This is a genomic window from Gordonia jacobaea, from assembly GCF_001186365.1.
Taxonomy (GTDB): domain Bacteria; phylum Actinomycetota; class Actinomycetes; order Mycobacteriales; family Mycobacteriaceae; genus Gordonia; species Gordonia jacobaea.
The window spans coordinates 39,392-55,428 of record NZ_LDTZ01000024.1; the positions used below are offsets into that span (position 1 = coordinate 39,392).

Consider the following 16,037-nt stretch of genomic DNA (forward strand, 5'->3'; position numbering starts at 1 on the left):
TGGCGCTGTGTCTGCTACGGACCGCAATCGTACCCACACCATGTAGGTGTGCGTCGTGCATCCCCGGTGCAGGGTGCGTCACAGTTCGTCGTTGGGTCCTCGCGTGCGCCTGTCGAGATCGCGAAGGAAATCCGCGTCGTCGTCGGGCCCTACGGGTCCGTGGCTGCGAGACGTCGGCCTCCCCGTCGTCGTGTCACGTCGTTCTGCCAGAGCGGGCCCAAACGCGCGCCACAACAGAAAACCGATCGCGGCCAAGCCGACGATGGCCAAAAGAAACGTCATGGCAACCTCCCATCAACCAGGGTACGCGCCCCGGTGTGGGAGATCGGTGAGCCCAGCGGCGCGTGGTGACTATCCGACGCGACGATTGAGAAGTGCGACGACGTCCTCCTCGCGGAAACGACGATGGCCGCCGGGGGTACGAATCGACCCGAGAATGCCCGAGCTCGCCCACCGTGCGACGGTCTTGGGGTTCACGTTGAACATCGCGGCAACCTGGCCGGGGGTCAGTGTGTGCTGGCTTGCGAGGCCGGGGGTGATGACGGTGGCTACACCAGGGCTGAGAGCGGTCATTGTTCTCCCCTTCGGGTTTCTCTTCCAAAGACGCGCGGTGATTGCGCGTTGAGACATGAATACACGCAAAACGCCCAGGTACTCGAACCGTCATTACGAGGTAAAGAGAGTCAAAAGGTGCCTGTGACCTGCAAACACCGATTATGCACCCAAGTATCCTGAACATGTGACCGACAAGCAGGAGCCCACTCAAGCGGGTACGCACAAACCAGACAACACAGACATCGCAGGTCAGAGCCGTGTGGGCATGGGAACGTTGCTCGTCTCGATCCTTCTCTACACCGTGGCGCGACTGCTACTGGTGGTGGTCGTGGCCGCGATCATCATGGGAATCGGTGCGCTCGCGGGCGTCACCGTGCCGCTGTTGGTAGCCGCGGTGTTCGGTGTCCTCATCGCGCTTCCGTTGGGCATGGTGTTGTTCAAGAAACTGCGCGTGCGCGTCAACACCCAGATCGCCGCGGTCGACGCCGAGCGCCGTCGTAAACACGACGACCTCCAGACGCGCCTGCGTGGGGCAGACGGCAAATGAGCCCTAGACCACGGCCCCTAGACCCGCCGAACATCCGATGAGTGCCACTCTCGACCCGGCGCGAACCGTCGACCATCGCACAGATCGACGCTGGGCCGACAACGCCGTGCGACTGATCGAGGCCGACGCACGGCGCAGTGCCGATACGCACCTGCTGCGCTGCGAGCTTCCGGGATGGTCGCGCTGGATCGACGACGGAAGCAACGGTGCTCCGGGCACCGAGGTCGGCGTCGACCTCTATCTGAAGGACGAAAGCACACACCCCACGGGCTCGCTGAAGCATCGGCTGGCCCGTTCGCTGTTCCTGTATGCGATCTGCAACGGGTGGATCACCGAGGGCACCACGGTGATCGAGGCGTCATCGGGATCGACGGCGGTCAGCGAGGCGTACTTCGCGCATCTGATCGGGGTGCCGTTCATCGCCGTGATGACGTCGGGAACGTCACCCGCCAAGACAGCGCTGATCGAACGCGAGGGCGGTCGCTGCCACTTCGTCGAGCGTGCGTCGGATGTGTACGACGAGGCGCTGCGGCTCGAGGGCGAACTCGGCGGACATTTCATCGACCAGTTCACGATGGCCGAACGCGCAACCGACTGGCGTGGGAACAACAACATCGCGGAGTCGATCTTCGCGCAGATGGCCACCGAGGATCATCCGGTGCCCACGTGGATCGTGGTGGGTGCCGGTACGGGTGGAACGTCGGCGACGCTTGGCCGCTACCTGCGCTACCGCAGGCATCCGACGTGGCTGGCCGTCGTCGACCCGGAGAACTCGGTATTCCTGCCCGCGTACGAGACCGGCGACGGATCGCTGCGATCGGAGACCGGCTCGCGGATCGAGGGCATCGGTCGGCCGCGCGTCGAGCCGTCGTTCGTGTCGCAGGTCATCGACCGCATGATCGGCGTACCCGACGCCGCGTCGATCGCGGCCACACGCCATCTGTCGGATCGCCTCGGGCGTCGCGTCGGCGCGTCGACGGGAACCAACATGTGGGGTGTCGCGCAGGTGATCTCGGAGATGGTCGCGCAGCGCCGTGCTGGCAGCGTTGTCTCGCTACTGTGCGACTCCGGCGACCGTTACGCCACAACCTATTTCGACGACGACTGGGTCGCAGCGCAAGGCTTCGACCTCGCGCCGCCCACCGCAGTTCTAGACGAGTTCTACCGGACTGGGGAGTGGACGGGCTGATCGCCGCGTCACGCCGACTCGGGGCCGGCGATCTCTCTCGAGGTGTTGTCGTGCAGTCCGAGAGCTCGAAGTGCGTTGGCTTTCAAGAGCTCTCGTGTCGGCATGTGGTAGCCGCTGTGATCGCCGTAGGCGAGATCGGCGACGGGTATCGAGATGCCGAGGCGGGCTAGCGCTCGTGGCCCACCCAGACGCGTGAACTGCCGATAGTCGTTCGGAGCGAGGATGAGTCGAACGTCGGCACCGGCGCGTTGCACATGAGCGATCATCGTCTCCGGCATCTGGAAGACCCGCAATCGCGCTAACGCGGCACGCAAGCGGATGGACCGAATCCTCCCGGATACGTCAGTGAGGTCCCGTATTCCACGGAAGACCACCCGCTGCCGCTGGAGTTCCAGCCTTGCTGCAGCCGAGTTCGACCCGTGCAGGAACGGTAGTGGCACGTTGGGCCAGACATCCCACCGGTTGACGTTGGCGATCACGGCAACGGTTCGCGATCGCGCCGACTGTCGATGTGCCGTCTCGATCGCGGCGTGGGCCGACATCCAATTTCCGGCGCAGATCCCCAGGTGAGCGATGACGTGAATTCGAGAGAGGTTGAGCTCGTCCAGAATTCGGTTACCGTCGCGGATGTATGAACGCGTGAACAACTTCACGAACGTGTCGTCGGTCGACGTCGTGCCGGACTCTCCGACGCCCCGCCTGTCGAAACGGACGGTACGGCCGCCTCGGGCCGCGACGTCGTTCGCGAGCTCGAGGTACAACCTGGCTGGGCCGCTGCGGATGTCGTGGCCGATCGGGTGGGGGATGAGTACGCGGTCGGCGGTTCCGTGGGTACCTGCCAAAGCGGTATCCCACACGACGATGCCGTCGCGGGTCGTGCGCACCCGTGTCTGTATCGCGCGACCGTCTGGCGTCGTTGCCACAACCGCCTCGGTGACCGGAACGGGTTCGACTCGCCTTCGCTGCGTGGGCATGTGTCGGGACACCCACTGTTGGATGTGTTCGAGTTCCTCCGGGAAATCGATGAGAAGTGCTTCGGTTGCCTGGATGAACGGGGCTTGATCGCTCAGCCCTGTGACCGTGCCTCCTGCAGCGGTGATTGTCTGCGCCAGCGACGAATCCCGTTCGTCGTCCGGAATCAACGCGAGAACGTTCCCCTGTCGCTGGCCGAGAACTGCCGCAGGATCGAGGGTCTTACGGGAGAACGCGCGCGCGGCATCGCGGTGGAGCGTCAGCCCGGCCAGGTGAACCAATTCTTCGGAACCCGGGGTCGGTGCATCTTGGCCTTCAGCGAGGACCGCGTAGAGCATCTGCTGCGTCCGGATGAAGTGCCGGCCGCGCTGGATCGGATCCCAGAGCACGAGGCTTTGCGCGCCCTGCTGGACTCGTTCGTTGGACGGCGCCAAGAGCGCGCCACTGCGGTGTGCAATCACGCAAATCGGTCCGGCACCCATTCGCACGAGATGATCGAATGCCGTGGTGATGCTGTCATCCCAGAGGTCCACGGCTGACGGATCTTCTTGAGAACCCGCGGACTCACCCGTCCCCGTGTAGTCGATTCGGAGGACAAGCAGGCGCTGTGCTGCAAGGAACTCGGCCAGCCGTTTGAAGCCACGCCAGGTGTGGTTGAGTTCCTTCCCCAGCGGTGGGCACACCAGTACCGCGCCGCGAACCAGCCCGTCCTCGGGGTAGGTATATACGCCGAAGAGCGGGCCGGCATCTGACGACAGGTAGGTCGGTGCGTTGACGATCTTCATGGACTAGAGCGCAAGTGCTGCGCGAACTTCGACAGGCCAATCGGAGCTGTCGATCCCATGAATAGCAAACAGCGCCAACGTAATCCGGTCCATGCCAATACCGACGCACGCGCTGTGTGCAGGCTCGCCGTCTGCGGTGGAGATGTCGAAACCGGTTCCGAAGTGGTCCTGGTGGTTGTTGCACGACAGCAGGGCGGTGCCGTCGTCGAGGTCGCCGTACAGGCGCACGACCAGTTCGGTTTTCAGGTTCTCCTCGAGCTGATTCGACGCGAGCATCTTGCCGGTACGGCCGAAGAACGGGTCGTTGGCGGGAACGTCGTCGGCGAGCAGGTGAAGTTTGACGAAGATCTCGTGGGCCACCCGCGTCCAGGTCGCGCGGTGTTCTTTCGCGCCCTCGGGGTCGCCGACGTACACGAACTCCTGCATGCGGAAGGCCTGCATGCGCAGCGGGTCGTCGGACGGCTCGTGGCGGAAGCAGTATCCGTGCACGTTGTAGCGAGATCCGCCCTCTGGCAACGTGTTCGGCAGCGTCGAGTACAGCGGGTGGCACGCCGCCGAGACGAGCATGGTGCCCGCCGACGAGAGGTGGCCGTCCCACGGCAGGCCGGCTTCTCGGTCGAGAAGCAGCGAACGGTGCTCTGCCGAGCCGCCGGTGAAGGTGGAGATGGCCCCGGTCAGCTGCGGGAACGACGCGATGTAGTCGGTCTTCTCGTATGCCTCCCGAGGGAAGATCGGCGGGAACCGGAAGCGCGTGATGTTCTCCTCGCCGTGGGCGTCGACGCCCGCCTGCCACATGATGCGGTCGACCCCGGCGAAAGCAGCCTCGTATTCGGCACCGCGGCCATATAGGCCGTCGAGGCCGGAGGGAATGAGATGTCCCGCTGCGATCAGTTGATCACGGAACTGGCGATGCGCGACCGGAAGGTCGACGATGAGTTGGTCAGTCAATTGGATTACCCCCGTAGTGCGAGGACCAGTTGCGAATTGTTCGCCCGGATCCGGTCGTTGGAAACCATGAGTGCTGGTCCGTATGAGTCGCGAAGCAAACGCCCCATCGAGGCGCGGTGATTCTCGCGGTAACCGTTGATGCCGCAGATGGTCAGTGCACCTGCAACGATTTCGACGACGGCCGTCGACGCAGTCAGTTTGAGATTATTCATCGTGACCGAGAATCCGATGGTCGGTTCGAGGTGTCCGGCCGCGAGGAATTCTTCGTATTGTGCGATGCCGTCGGAAACCGAGCTCTCGAATCGCTGATGCAGTTCGAGGAGGTCGGCGAGTCGAGTCGCTTGGGGCGGCGTCGTGCCAGGCGTCTTGCGCGCGGCGGCACGAACTTCGGTGCGCGCCTTGGCTATTGCGGCGTCGGCCATGCCGAGCCACGCCGCAGCCCACAACGTATGCGACGACGGCTGCATGGTGTGCGCGGAGATGATGGAGTAGTCAACGGGAATCACGTTATCGACGCTGGTGTCGGCCGTGAGGATGAAGCCGGGGCTGCAGGTACCGCGGAAGCCGAGGGTGTCCCACTCCGAGGTCTTGGTGAGCTCGGTCTCGGCGCGCGGACAGACGACAAGCACCTGGTCTCCGGGCGGACTGTCGCTGTTGCGCCGCGCGGTGGTGCAGATGTAGTCCGCATACTCGCCGTAGGAAATGACCGGTGCATTCTTTTCGAGATGGACACGATCGCCATTTGTCTGTACGGCGCAAGTCGAGGACCGCACGTCACCGCCCGTGGTGATCTCAGTGGTCGCGGAGGCGAGTAGCGCTTCGGTGCGTGCGACTTCGCGAGCCAGATCGGCCGCAGCGGGTGTCGCGGCGTGGAAGCGAAGAGTCAGTGCCTGCGAGTGGTGCATGGCAAAAATCATCGCGGTCGAACTGCAGGCAGCTCCGAGTTGTCTTGTCACTCTTGCGAGTTCGCTGATCGAGCTTCCACGTCCGCCGAACTCTACCGGCAGGGATGCCGACAAGAGCCCGTTCTGGCGCAGTGCGTCGACGGCCTCGCGTGGAAAGCGTCCATTGCGATCGACATCATCGGCAGCAGCTGCGGCAACCTCGACGACCGTCGAAGCGTCCAACGCGCATGCAGAATCCAATTCTCCTGTGGTCAACACATTCCTCCCAAAATGCGAAAACGGAGCGGGATTCACGGACTGATAAATCCCCCAAATGCACGGACCTGTCTTTCCCCCTGTGGTCCATTTTTCAATGCGCCTGTAGTATACGAGCACGATGTGACATCTGCAACGCCAGGTTTTGCAGCTTAATCATCGGTGGGGATCATGTTCGGCTCGGGAGGGAACAATGGAAATCAACAAAAGCGACATTCGGGGCATACTGGACAAGTATGGAAAACTAACGGTCGCAGCAGAAGAGGTGTCGGACGATACCGACCTATTCACCGTCGGCTTGACGTCACACGCAACCGTGAACGTCATGTTGGGACTCGAAGATCTTTACGACGTCGAGTTTCCCGAGGAGATTCTGAAGAAGTCGACCTTCTCCAGCGTTAACAGCCTTGCCTCGGCGCTGAGCACCCTCGTCGCTGCCGGAGTATGAGCCTCGTCGTCGGCTGCGACCTTGTCGACGTCGCTGATGTGAGTGTCTCGATCGAAGCGTTCGGAGACCGCTATCTACGGCGCGTCTTCACCGATGCCGAGCTCGCGCGATGCGAAGGGCCCACGCGCGCACAGCGTCTCGCGGCACGCTTCGCTGCAAAGGAGTCGGTCATCAAAACGTTGATCGACTCCGACGCTGCGACCCCGCTGCATGAGATCGAGGTCGTCATGAACGGTCCGGTGCCCGGTATTCGGCTGACCGGAAGCTTGGCTGCTGTCGCCGAACGAAAGAACTGGCGCGAGCCGTCGCTGTCGCTGTCGCACACGTCGACGCATGCGATGGCGACGGTTATCGCCAACGTTGGGGTGTGATGCACCGCACGTCGCGTCGCATACCATCGGTCGCGTGGCGCAATGCGTGGTGCAAGCCGATGACCTGGTCAGGGAGTATCGCCTCGGCGACGAGCGGGTTCGCGCGCTCGACGGGGTGAACCTCACGCTCGACGGTGGGCAGTTCGTCTCCATCGTCGGGCCGTCGGGCGCGGGTAAGAGCACGCTGCTACACATCATCGGGGCACTCGACACCCCGACGTCGGGATCGATCGAGGTCGACGGCGTCGACCTCGCGAGCCTCGACGACAACGCGGCGTCGGCCTTCCGTAGGCATCGCGTCGGGTTCGTGTTTCAGTTCTTCAACCTCGTGCCGACGATGTCGGCGTGGGAGAACGTCGCGCTACCAAGGCTTCTCGACAGTCAGTCGCTGCGACGCGCAAAGCCGCGGGCCGTCGAGCTTCTCGACCGCGTCGGGCTCGGCAACCGTATCGATCACCGACCGTCGGAGTTGTCGGGCGGACAGATGCAGCGCGTCGCGATCGCGCGCTCGTTGATGATGGAGCCGTCGATCCTCCTCGCTGACGAGCCGACCGGCAACCTCGACTCCCACACCGGAGACTCTGTCCTCGAACTGCTGTCCGAGGTTGCGCACGACGCGCCGAATCGCTTGGTGATCATGGTGACTCACGATCCGCATGCTGCCGATGTCGCCGATCGGACGATCGTCGTGCGCGACGGCAGGGTCGCAACCGATGGTGACTAAGCTGTTCGCCGCGCTCACGCGTGTGCGGGTCCTGAACCTGCGTGAGCTGCGTGATCACCGTCTGCGCGTGGTCACCTCGCTCATCGTGGTCGCGGTCTCGTCGGCGCTGTTGATCGCGGTACTCGGTACGTACGGGTCACTGAGCGAGTCGATCCGCGACTTCGACGCCGCGATCAACGGTACGGCCCAGCTCGAGGTGGCGTCGATCGCGGATTCGGGAATCGACGAGTCGGTTGCGGGAGATATCCGCGCACAGGTTCCCGACGCCAAGTCGGTGGTTCCTGTCATCCGCGGTACGGCGGTCGTCGACGACAAACGAATTGCGCTGGTGGGATCTGACTTTCGGGCACGTGCCCTTGCCGGCGGTGTCCAGGAGGCCGCAGCCACCGGGCTGAGCCCGGGCGACCTCGACGACGGCGTCATCGTCGGGTCGGGTACGGGTTTGTCTCTGGGGCAGCGACTCTCGGTCAACGGAGTCGACGTCCGGGTGGTGCGGGTAGTCGACGGTGCGGGACTCAACAACGGCGACTTCATGTTCGCCTATCTCGGCTTGGCTCAACGCCTCACCGGGCTGAGCGGCAAGGTGTCGTCGATCCTCGTCGTCGCAGCGCCGGGCGTCGATGTCGGCACGCTGCGTGACGAGGTGCGGCGCGTCGTCGATGGGCGTGCTGTCGTGGTCGATCCGGGGTTCCGCGCGAAACAAGCTGAGGTTGCCGGGTCGGTGACCCGTGATTCGACGCTGCTCGTGTCGCTCATCTCGCTTGTGATCGCCGCATTCCTCGTGTTCAACACGATGAACATGGCTGTGGCGTCACGCCGGGCGTCGTTGGCGATGGTTCGCGCGTTGGGCGCCAAGCGATCCCATCTGGTCTCTGACCTGCTCGCAGAGTCTGCGGTCTTCGGGTTCGTCGGCGGCTTGATCGGCGTTCCGATCGGAATCCTCGCCGGCCGCTGGGCCATTTCACGGGTTCCGACGACGAAACGGGATTCGGTCTCGATCGTCGTTGACTATCACCTGCCGTCCTATGCGCCGGTCGTCGCGGTGATCGCGTGTGTGCTTGCCTGTGTTGCCGCGACCTCGCTCGCCGCGCGATCGGTGTTCGCCGTGTCGCCGGTCGAGGCGATGGTGTCTGGACAGGTCGCCGACACCGGTCCGCAGCGCGGACCGCTGACTGTGTTGGCAGCGGTCGCTGGTGTTGCGCTGCTCGTCGGATCGTGGTTCATCGCCGTCGATGTTCCGGGACGCCCGGCCATCGTCGCCGGCGCGGTGTATGCCGTTGGCGCGCTTCTGGTCTGCTTCGCGCTGACCCGCCCGCTTGTGCGGCTCGTCGTGTCGGTCGCCCGACGATTCGGCGGTCCTGGACAACTCGCTGCGGTCAACACGGAACGCGCTCCGCGACGCGCCTGGGCGACGCTGATGACCGTTGCGGTCGCCATCGCGGTGGGAATGGGCACGTCTGGTGCGCTCGACAATCTCGTCGCGTCGATCTCACATTCGCTCGACGGACTCGGCGACCCCGACTTCTACGTCTCGTCGACGCCGCGCGACGAGATCCCTGCGGGCGCAGCGTTACCCGGCGCGATCGCCGACGAGGTGCGCGCGGTGCCGGGAGTGTCGCGGGTTGTCGGAGCGCAGTGGGCCAACGTCAATGTGGGTGAGGCTCGGATTCTCGTCCAGGGACTCGAACCGGGATCGACGGCGCCGTTCACCAAAAAGACGACGCCGCAGGCACTTTCCGACGTTCTCGACGGTCGTGGAATCATCTTGTCGAGCGTGCTCGCCCGGTCCCTCGACGCCGACATAGGTTCGACGCTGCGCCTGGCAACACCAACCGGCTATCGCGACCTCGTCGTACGCGACATCGTCGATTACATCTCCATCGACTCCGGTACCGCTGCAATGTCGAATCCGCTTCTCGCGCAGTGGTTCAACCGGACCGGCGACACGTACCTACAGATCGATGTCGAGCCGAGCACCGACCGCGCCGCGGTGCAAGAGCAGTTGCAGCGCATCGTCGACGCGCATCCGTTGCCGCTGTCGGGGACCGCATACGTCTACACCGGAGCACAGGCGCTGGCGGCAACCCAGCAGCAGGCGCAGCAGGCGGGTGCCTTCACTGTCGCCATCCAGTGGATCGTGTCGGTGGCCGCCGCGATCGCATTGCTCAACACACTGTTGTTGTCGGTCCTCGAACGTCGTCGTGAGCTCGGTGTGCTGCGCGCGATGGGGGCGTCGCGTCGATTCATCTCCCGCATGGTGGTCGCCGAGGCCGGCGCAATAGCGGTGGTCGGCACGGTCACCGGGCTCGTGATGGGTACTGGCCTGCACTTCTTGGCCGACAAGATCCTGTCCGCGACGACGTCGCTGGACATCACCTACTCGCCTCGACCGTCGACTCTGCTCTTCGTCGCGGTGTCGATCGTGTTGTGCCTTGTAGGGGCGTTTGTGCCCGCGGCTCGCGCTGCTCGGATGAACATCACCGAGGCGATCGTCGAGGAGTAGCGTCGAATTGGATTGTCAATAATTGTTGACAACGGGCTGGTGTCAACATAACCTGACATCATGCACGACGAACCAACGACACCAGAGCAAGATCTGGCCGGAGCCGCCGCGAGCGACGACCCGGCCATCGGCCTCGCCGCTGTCCGCGCACTGCGGACCCTGGCTGACCGGCTCGAGGAAGTACAGGTTGCGAACGCTCGATCCAAGGGCTGGAGCTGGCAGGCGATTGCAGAGATTCTGCAGATCAGCCGCCAGGCCGTGCACCAGAAGCATTCACAACGTGAGGCCTGAGAGGGCCGAAAGGAGAACCATCATGTTTGGACGATTCAGTCGAGACGACAAGATGATGCTGGCATTTGCCACGCAAGAAGCCGCCGACCTGGGACATCGCCAGCTCGGCAACGACCACCTCATCCTTGGCATGCTGTGCAACGCGCGTTCGCCGTTGTTCGGGCTGCTCGGTGAGCAGGGTCTGAAGCTCGACGCGGCGCGCGACGTCGTGCGGGCTTACCACGAAGAAAACGACGCCGACGAGGAGCAAGCCGCCGAGCAGAGCGCCGCCGAACGCTACGAGGAGGATCGCGAGGCTCTTAAGAGCATCGGGATCGACCTCGACAAGGTTCGCGCCGCCGTGCGCGACCGCTTCGGGGACGACCTCTCCGAAGGCTGGGCCGAGCGACCCGAGCGTGGCCGTGGTTCGCGTGGACGCGATTGCGGTCCGCGTGGAGGCGGTCCGCGTGGTCGAGGCCGTGGACACGGTCACGGTCACGGCCGTGGGCGCGGTCGGGGCTTCGGCCCTGGCTTCGACCCGCGCGAGGGTTTCGACCCGCGTCGCGGAGGGCCCGGGGGCTTCCCGGGTGGTCCGTTCCCGGGTGGTCCGTTTGGGGGCCCCTTCGGGCCCGAGGGTCCGTTCGGTGCCGAGTTCGGTCCCGGGCAGTTCGACGGCGAGTCCGACGGTCGGGGCCCCTGGGAGCCCGGTCGTGGACGGCGCGGCCCGCGCGGTCGTGGTGGCCGACCCCGCTTCGCGGCCGAGACCCGCGACGCGTTCCGGGCTGCGGTCGAGATCGCGCGTGAGCGCAACGACCAGCTCCGCGCCGAGTATCTACTCCTGGGCATCCTGGAGGTGAACGACCCGGCGTCGCGCGCCGTCGTCGAATCTGCCACGAGCGCAGAGGATCTCAAGGCCGCCGTCCTGGCGAGCCTGCCGGAGGTCGACGCGGAGGTTTGATCTCTCGGGGTCTGATCTCGGGCCTGTCCGTGCGCAGAAAGTTACGCGCCAGGGGTGGTTCGCCTGTACCGGTACAGGTGGACCACCCCTGAGTCGTAGGTTTCTGCGCGCGCCGGAGGCCCTGTGGAGAGATTTCCCGCGCGTGCCCGAATCCGGTGCACACTGTGTCGCCATGGATGACTTCGGTGTGTATCGGGTTGCCGAGCTGCTGCGCGACGGAATGTCGCCGAGAGATGTTCGACGCGGCGTCGAAGAGGGCCAACTACTGCGACTGCGCCACGGCTGGATGGCCACCGATGGTGCCGACCCGCTGGTCGTCGAGGCGGTCCGCGCGGGCGGCTGCCTCACGTGCGTGGCGGCGCTCAAGCTGCACGGGTTCTGGATTCCCCCGCGCGTCAAGGCATTACACGTGCGCGGGACGGCCTCGGCGCATCGTCGACATCCCCGACGATTCTGCCGCCAGTACGGCGGGCACATGAGGGTCGACGCCGCGGTCGACGAGCCGATAACAGCGTTGCGTCACGCACTGCGATGCCTCACCGAGGAGCAGACGATCGTCGTCACCGACTCGATGCTCCACCGCCGATACCGTTTCGACGCTGGCAAACCCGTCGGAAAACCCAGCGACGCGGGCGAGCTTGCGGGCAAGTCCGACGGCGCGGGCACGCTCGCGGGTAAGTCCGACGGCGCGGGCACGCTCGTCGGCAAGCCCGGTGGCGCGGGTTCGCTCGTCGGCCAGTCCGGCGGCGACGACGAGGTGGAGTCCGACCTCGTCGTGCCCACCGTCGAAGAGATCCACTCGGCGTTCGACGGTGCGCCGAAGTCGGTGTGGCGACTGCTCGGCGAGTGTGACCCCAAGGCTGCGTCGGGCATCGAGTCGATCACGCGGGTTCGTATCCGCCGCAAGGGTGTACGGCTGACGACGCAGGCACACATTCCGGGCGTCGGGCATGTCGACATGCTGATCGGAGACAGGCTGGTCGTCGAGGTCGACGGTTATGCGTTTCACTCCGAGAAGGAGAGTTTCCAAGAGGACCGTCGTCGAAACCAGGTGCAGGCCGCGGGCAACTACGTGTACATGCCGTTCACCTACGACGACGTCGTCAGCCGGTGGCCCCACGTCGAGGCGACGATCATGGGCGCCGTCCACAACGGGGTGCACCTCAATCCGCGGCGGCGCTCGACGACGATCCTGACGTCCGACGAGTTCTTCGAGCAGATCAACTCGCGCAGATAGTTACGACTCTGGGGCCCTTGGCCTGTACCGGTACATGCGCGCCGCCTATGGGCTGTAGTTTTCTGCGGTCCGGTCGGGGTCCGGGCCCCGGGTCGCTGCTCGACGACGATCCTGACGTCCGACGAGTTCTTCGCGCAGATCAACTCGCGCAGATAGTTGCAGCTTTGGGGCGCTTGGCCTGTACCGGTACATGCGCGCCGCCTATGGGCTGTAGTTTTCTGCGGTCCGGTCGGGGTCCGGGCCCCGGGTCGCTGCTCGACGACGATCCTGACGTCCGACGAGTTCTTCGAGCAGCTCGACTCGCGCAGATAGTTGCAGCTTTGGGGCGCCTCGCCTGTACCGGTACATGTGCACCGCCCATGGGCTGTAGTTTTCTGCGGCTCTGGCCGCCCGCGCGCACCCCGACAGCCCGCGCCCCGCCCGCTACCCGACCGCCAGCCCGACGGCGGTGAGCACGGCCCACGCGAGCATGGCCATGCCCGTGGCGCCGAGCGACGGAATGAGTCCCGGGCCGACGGCTCCCGCGCGGACCGCCTGGTATGCCTTCCACAGCAGGGGAGCGGCGAGCAGCCCGAGCAACGCCCACGGGGTGGCCGCGACGAGCACGACGCTCATCACGAGCGGAACCAGCAGCAGCACGCCGTAGAAGCGTCGGGTTGCGGCGTCGCCCATGCGCACGGCCAGGGTGTTCTTGCCCGACTCGCGGTCGGTGGGGATGTCGCGCAGGTTGTTGACCACGAGCACCGCCGTCGAGAGCGAGCCGACCCCGACAGCGCACGCCAGTCCCACCCAGTCGACGGTCCCGACGGTGACGTACTCGGTCCCCAGCACGGCGACGAGCCCGAAGAAGACGAACACCGCGACCTCGCCGAGTCCGATGTAGCCGTACGGCTTCGACCCTCCGGTGTAGAACCACGCCCCGGCGATACAGATCGCTCCGACGATCACGAGCCACCAGGCCGTCGTCGCGGCGAGTACCAGACCGCACACGGCCCCGATCCCGAAGCACAGGAACGCCGCGCGCTTGACCGACTCCGGTGATGCAGCGCCTGAGCCGACGAGGCGCATCGGGCCGACGCGCTCGTCGTCGGTGCCACGGATGCCGTCGGAGTAGTCGTTGGAGAAGTTCACGCCGATGATGAACGCGATCGCGACAACTGCGGCCAGCGCAGCCTTCCACCAGTTCACGCCGCCGATGTGCAGGCCTGCGCCGACACCGGCGACGACGGGTGCGATCGCGTTGGGGAGTGTGCGGGGTCGCGCCCCGGCGATCCACTGCTTTGGGGTTGCCACCCTAGAACCCTAGACCGACGGTGAGCTCGGACGCGGGGCACCACCGGCCACGCGCCCGATCACGGCGAACTCGTCACAGCAGGCACACGCTACAGCAACCCGCTTGTCACAGGAGCGCACCCGGCTACTGGCTCGACAACCCGAACGCGGTGAGCACAGCTTTGGTCGCCTGGTCGGACGGGAACGCGCCGTGGACGTCGATGACCTGGATGCCCTCGGCGTCCATGGCGGCGGCGTATCCGGCGCTCTGATCCGACGACGCGCCCTCGACGCTCTGCTTGATGACGGCGATCTTGGCCTTCGGATACTTCTTGGTGAGCTGATCGATCAACGGTTGGACCTGCGCGGCGAGCGGCGTGCCCTGATCGGGTGAGCTCGCGTAGTTGAGCAGGATGAGATCGGGTGTGACCTCGGGGCGGATCAGCTTCGCGAGGTTCTCCTGCGCATACGAGGGGCCCTTACCCGCGGTGCTTCCGTTCCAGTAACCGATCGGACCGTTGGTGCCCTCGCCGAGGCCGGTCATGGGTCCGTAGGCCTCGGTGGAGGTGTTCCAGTACTTGGTGGCGACCGGCCGGTCGAGTGCCTTACTGATCGCCGAACCGAGCGCCGGCGCCCAGCCCTGCTGATCGGCACCCGTTGCATCACCGAGCAGCACAATGGTCTTGGGGGTCTTGGGCGACGACTTCGCGCTGTCCATGAACGCGACCGTCGCCGGGGTCGCAGTCGGTGCGGTACTCGACGGCGCAGCATCCGATGGCGTACCGCTCGACGCAGTCGAACTGACGCCGCTTGTGCGGTTCCCCGACACCACAAGTCCGACGATCAGCACGACAACACAGACGATCATGACCACCCAGGCCCAGATCGGTGCGGAAGCCCAGATTCGCTTCAGCAGACTTCCCATGCGACTAATCACTCCATCTTCTCGCCCACGCCCCGAAGGGTCACAATAGCGGCCCGTCGGTCAACAGTCGCTTTGTACGTGCAAACCACGCATTCGCGCGCCAATCCACTCGCCGAGAATGGGGCCCGGATCAAACGAGTGTCCGAGTCCTTCGCGCCGATCGCGCGCGACTTTATCTCCGACGCTGCAGGCTCGCGCAAGTGCGGCCTCGGTCACGTGCACAGGGTTGATCTCGTCGGCGCTGCCGTAAAGCGCGAGAATGGGCACGTCTGTTCGTGCCGACGGTAACGCGAAGCGCTGCAAAGTGTTTCGAAGCAGCGCAGTAGCGTCTGATGAGTCCTGCGCCGCCGCAGAGCCCAATGCCTGCGCGTCGGGGCTGTGCGACTGTGCGGCCAGAGCGGTCCGACCGCTGGCACAAGACATCCTGGCGTCGACGTCGGGCGTCGAGAGTCCCGGCAGATACGTGCCGGGGTCGATGCGCGAATCCGCCCGCGACGCCCCGACGACGATCAGGGGATAAAGGAATCGCTGGGCGGTGTTGAGTGTGCCGTCGGCTGCGGCGTCGGCGTAACCGGTCATGTCCAGAACCGGCGACATTGCGACGGCTCCGACGAGTTCGCCTGTCTGCGTTGAGTTTTCGTACTTTCCGTACTGCTCGGCTGTTGCCCACGCCGCTGCGCCTCCCTGCGATGGGCCGACGACGACCCACTTCGCCCCGATCGTCGGCTCGACCGAGCGGGCAGCGTGTACGCCGTCGATCACGTTGTATGCGGCGGTGCGCGGCTCGAGGTAGGGGTGCGGCGGGGCGTCGACGCGGGTGCTCAGCCCCTGGTAGTCGACGGTCACCACGGCGTATCCGGCGCGGACGAACGAGCCGATCAGCGAGACCTCGCCGAACATGTCCGGATGGTCGGACGGACCGCAGTCGCGTGCGAGCCCCGTCGTGCCATGCGCGAACGCGATCAGTGGCCACCCGCCGGCGGGCCATGAGCCACCCGGGACGAACACCGCCCCGGTGACCGCGGTCTGCGAGTCGTCGACTCCAGACGTCGACGAGTAGTTCAACCGGGTGACACGGGTGTGCGGCGGGAGCGCTGCCGTCCACGAGTTGAGGCCGGGCGACGTCGTGAGCACGTCACCGCGTGCTTGTGTGGTCTTCGTCACTGATGAAGG

Annotated in this window: 17 protein-coding genes; 9 read left to right on the plus strand and 8 right to left on the minus strand. The window is 65.2% G+C overall.

Translation table 11 applies throughout. The features are described 5' to 3' along the window. Positions 1 to 78: 78 nt before the first annotated feature. Both ABW18_RS20235 and ABW18_RS20240 read right to left on the minus strand, forming a co-directional pair. Entirely contained in the window at positions 79 to 282 is a 204-nt protein-coding gene (locus ABW18_RS20235; protein ID WP_049700792.1) for a hypothetical protein, read from the minus strand. A gap of 69 nt (positions 283 to 351) precedes the next feature. Next, positions 352 to 573, minus strand: a complete 222-nt coding sequence (locus ABW18_RS20240) for a BldC family transcriptional regulator (RefSeq protein WP_049700793.1) — start codon at positions 571 to 573, stop codon at positions 352 to 354. Positions 574 to 739: 166 nt separating this feature from the next. On the opposite strand from ABW18_RS20240, the gene ABW18_RS20245 reads away from it, so the two are divergent. Together ABW18_RS20245 and cds1 are read left to right on the plus strand one after the other, a co-directional pair. Next, positions 740 to 1,102: a DUF4229 domain-containing protein gene (locus ABW18_RS20245; protein ID WP_082937908.1), complete on the plus strand. Its 363-nt coding sequence runs from the start codon at positions 740 to 742 to the stop codon at positions 1,100 to 1,102. A 37-nt stretch (positions 1,103 to 1,139) separates the two neighbouring features. Beyond that, positions 1,140 to 2,291 carry an L-cysteine desulfhydrase Cds1 gene (gene cds1 / locus ABW18_RS20250; protein WP_049700794.1) on the plus strand — a complete coding sequence of 384 codons (1,152 nt, stop codon included), beginning with the start codon at positions 1,140 to 1,142 and terminating at the stop codon, positions 2,289 to 2,291. A gap of 8 nt (positions 2,292 to 2,299) precedes the next feature. Here cds1 and ABW18_RS20255 read toward each other — a convergent pair whose 3' ends face one another. From ABW18_RS20255 to ABW18_RS20265, 3 genes are read right to left on the minus strand one after another with little or no spacing between them, the layout of a single operon-like run. Further along, on the minus strand, positions 2,300 to 4,048 hold the full coding sequence (locus ABW18_RS20255; protein ID WP_049700795.1) for an alpha/beta hydrolase family protein: 1,749 nt from the start codon (positions 4,046 to 4,048) through the stop codon (positions 2,300 to 2,302). Between the two features lie 3 nt (positions 4,049 to 4,051). Continuing rightward, a complete protein-coding gene (locus tag ABW18_RS20260) occupies positions 4,052 to 4,996 on the minus strand; it encodes an amino acid--[acyl-carrier-protein] ligase (protein WP_049700796.1) in 945 nt (314 codons plus the stop codon). 5 nt (positions 4,997 to 5,001) lie between these two features. Further along, positions 5,002 to 6,141, minus strand: coding sequence for an acyl-CoA dehydrogenase family protein (locus ABW18_RS20265; protein ID WP_231894152.1), 1,140 nt, complete (start codon positions 6,139 to 6,141; stop codon positions 5,002 to 5,004). Between the two features lie 208 nt (positions 6,142 to 6,349). Between ABW18_RS20265 and ABW18_RS20270 the strand changes: the two genes are divergently transcribed. The 7 genes from ABW18_RS20270 (at position 6,350) to ABW18_RS22265 (ending at position 12,667) form a co-directional block, all read left to right on the plus strand. Further along, positions 6,350 to 6,604: an acyl carrier protein gene (locus tag ABW18_RS20270; protein ID WP_064866531.1), complete on the plus strand. Its 255-nt coding sequence runs from the start codon at positions 6,350 to 6,352 to the stop codon at positions 6,602 to 6,604. After that, a complete protein-coding gene (locus ABW18_RS20275) occupies positions 6,601 to 6,975 on the plus strand; it encodes a holo-ACP synthase (protein WP_049700798.1) in 375 nt (124 codons plus the stop codon). Before ABW18_RS20270 ends, ABW18_RS20275 begins: the two co-directional genes overlap by 4 nt. A 46-nt stretch (positions 6,976 to 7,021) precedes the next feature. Then, positions 7,022 to 7,699, plus strand: coding sequence for an ABC transporter ATP-binding protein (locus tag ABW18_RS20280; RefSeq protein WP_197494499.1), 678 nt, complete (start codon positions 7,022 to 7,024; stop codon positions 7,697 to 7,699). Then, on the plus strand, positions 7,689 to 10,202 hold the full coding sequence (locus tag ABW18_RS20285) for an FtsX-like permease family protein (protein ID WP_152930155.1): 2,514 nt from the start codon (positions 7,689 to 7,691) through the stop codon (positions 10,200 to 10,202). The genes ABW18_RS20280 and ABW18_RS20285 overlap by 11 nt, the downstream gene beginning before the upstream one ends. Before the next feature lie 60 nt (positions 10,203 to 10,262). Beyond that, positions 10,263 to 10,493, plus strand: a complete 231-nt coding sequence (locus tag ABW18_RS20290) for a hypothetical protein (RefSeq protein WP_005208515.1) — start codon at positions 10,263 to 10,265, stop codon at positions 10,491 to 10,493. Between the two features lie 22 nt (positions 10,494 to 10,515). Further along, positions 10,516 to 11,430 carry a Clp protease N-terminal domain-containing protein gene (locus tag ABW18_RS20295; protein ID WP_049700800.1) on the plus strand — a complete coding sequence of 305 codons (915 nt, stop codon included), beginning with the start codon at positions 10,516 to 10,518 and terminating at the stop codon, positions 11,428 to 11,430. Positions 11,431 to 11,602: 172 nt separating this feature from the next. Next, positions 11,603 to 12,667 carry a type IV toxin-antitoxin system AbiEi family antitoxin domain-containing protein gene (locus tag ABW18_RS22265; protein WP_053117530.1) on the plus strand — a complete coding sequence of 355 codons (1,065 nt, stop codon included), beginning with the start codon at positions 11,603 to 11,605 and terminating at the stop codon, positions 12,665 to 12,667. Positions 12,668 to 13,090: 423 nt separating this feature from the next. Here the strand turns inward: ABW18_RS22265 and ABW18_RS20305 are convergent, their stop codons facing one another. The 3 genes from ABW18_RS20305 to ABW18_RS20315 form a co-directional block, all read right to left on the minus strand. Further along, the gene (locus ABW18_RS20305) at positions 13,091 to 13,960 is read right to left on the minus strand and encodes a 1,4-dihydroxy-2-naphthoate polyprenyltransferase (RefSeq protein ID WP_049700801.1); all 870 of its coding nucleotides are present in this window, start codon (positions 13,958 to 13,960) and stop codon (positions 13,091 to 13,093) included. Between the two features lie 124 nt (positions 13,961 to 14,084). Then, entirely contained in the window at positions 14,085 to 14,864 is a 780-nt protein-coding gene (locus ABW18_RS20310) for a hypothetical protein (RefSeq protein ID WP_049700802.1), read from the minus strand. A 60-nt stretch (positions 14,865 to 14,924) separates the two neighbouring features. After that, entirely contained in the window at positions 14,925 to 16,028 is a 1,104-nt protein-coding gene (locus ABW18_RS20315) for a lipase family protein (protein WP_235434462.1), read from the minus strand. Between the last annotated feature and the right edge of the window lie 9 nt (positions 16,029 to 16,037).